Consider the following 1,132-nt stretch of genomic DNA (forward strand, 5'->3'; position numbering starts at 1 on the left):
AGCCCCTGACTGAGTAAGAGTCAACAAACTGACGACTACAAGATTGACAATGATAGTTCTGTTTCCCGCGACGATGACCATTCTTGGTCACATAAGTTGAGGTGCAATGTTGACATTCCATTTCTCCCTTATTCATTCCATCCCTTTTTTATGCAACGCTGTGTCGGTTATGAGTCAAGTAGACTTGTACTAGCAGAGATAGAATTGGCGAAGCACAACTATAAGTGAATTATCAAAGGAATTTATGCCAGGACACGACATCATCGTTATCGGGACTTCGGCAGGTGGACTCAGAGCATTGAGTGCGATCGTTAGCGGTTTACCTACCCAAATCGATGCTGTATTATTCGTTGTTCAGCATCTCGCCGCAGATAAGCCGAGTATTCTGCCTCAGATTCTTGAAGATGTCGGCTCTTTACCTGCGTCTCACCCAACAGACGGAGAAAAAATCCAAACAGGGCGAATTTATGTTGCTCCACCCGATTATCATTTGTTGGTCAATCGTGGGTTTATCCGTGTGGTGCGTGGACCGCAAGAGAATCGATTTAGACCCGCGATCGATGCGTTATTTCGTTCCGCAGCTCGCACTTATGGCTCAAGGGTTGTGGGTGTAATTCTCACTGGCTATTTAGACGATGGGACTGTAGGGTTACAGGCAGTCAAAAAACGGGGCGGAGTCGCCATAGTTCAAGACCCAAATGAAGCAGAATACCCAAGTATGGCAAAAAGCGCACTGCGGTATGTCAAGGTAGATCACTGCCTTCCCCTTGCAGAAATCCCAGACCTTTTGGTGCGTTTAACAAGTGTTTCCGCCGCCGAAGATGAATCATACCCAGTGACTAAAGAGATAGAAATTGAATCAAATATTACCGAACAGACAATGAATACAAAGGAGTTTTTGGAGAATGTAGAGCAAATTGGGACTCGGACAACTTATAGCTGTCCTGAATGCAATGGTAGCATTTGGCAAATTGGTACAGAAGAACCGCTCCGATTTCGCTGTCATATAGAACCCATTTGACATCTCTAAAAGGCGGCAAGTCGCTTAATCATTAACCTGACGAAGCAGAGATTGAGCTTCGTGGTGGCATTGGTCAAGGTGCGCTCAAAGTTCTTAACGAGGATCTTACAT

At 45.3% G+C, this 1,132-nt stretch carries 2 protein-coding genes and 1 pseudogene; 1 reads left to right on the forward strand and 2 read right to left on the reverse strand.

What is annotated here, in order from left to right; genetic code table 11:
* Nucleotides 1–136 (reverse strand): IS1/IS1595 family N-terminal zinc-binding domain-containing protein (locus AC2VE5_RS28455; protein WP_486890865.1); only part of this gene is annotated, 136 nt, incomplete at its 3' end.
* 108 nt (nt 137–244) lie between these two features.
* On the opposite strand from AC2VE5_RS28455, the gene AC2VE5_RS28460 reads away from it, so the two are divergent.
* Nucleotides 245–1,021 carry a chemotaxis protein CheB gene (locus tag AC2VE5_RS28460; protein WP_486890864.1) on the forward strand — a complete coding sequence of 259 codons (777 nt, stop codon included), beginning with the start codon at nt 245–247 and terminating at the stop codon, nt 1,019–1,021.
* A gap of 5 nt (nt 1,022–1,026) precedes the next feature.
* On the opposite strand, the pseudogene AC2VE5_RS28465 reads toward AC2VE5_RS28460, so the two are convergent.
* Nucleotides 1,027–1,132, reverse strand: a pseudogene (locus AC2VE5_RS28465) (transposase); the annotation flags it as partial.

The sequence above is a fragment of the Aliterella sp. E5.1 genome, from assembly GCF_057473825.1.

Coding starts and splice junctions, on each gene's coding strand:
- AC2VE5_RS28460 (WP_486890864.1), top strand. CDS start 245: ATGCCAGGACACGACATCATCGTTATCGGGACTTCGGCAGGTGGACTC.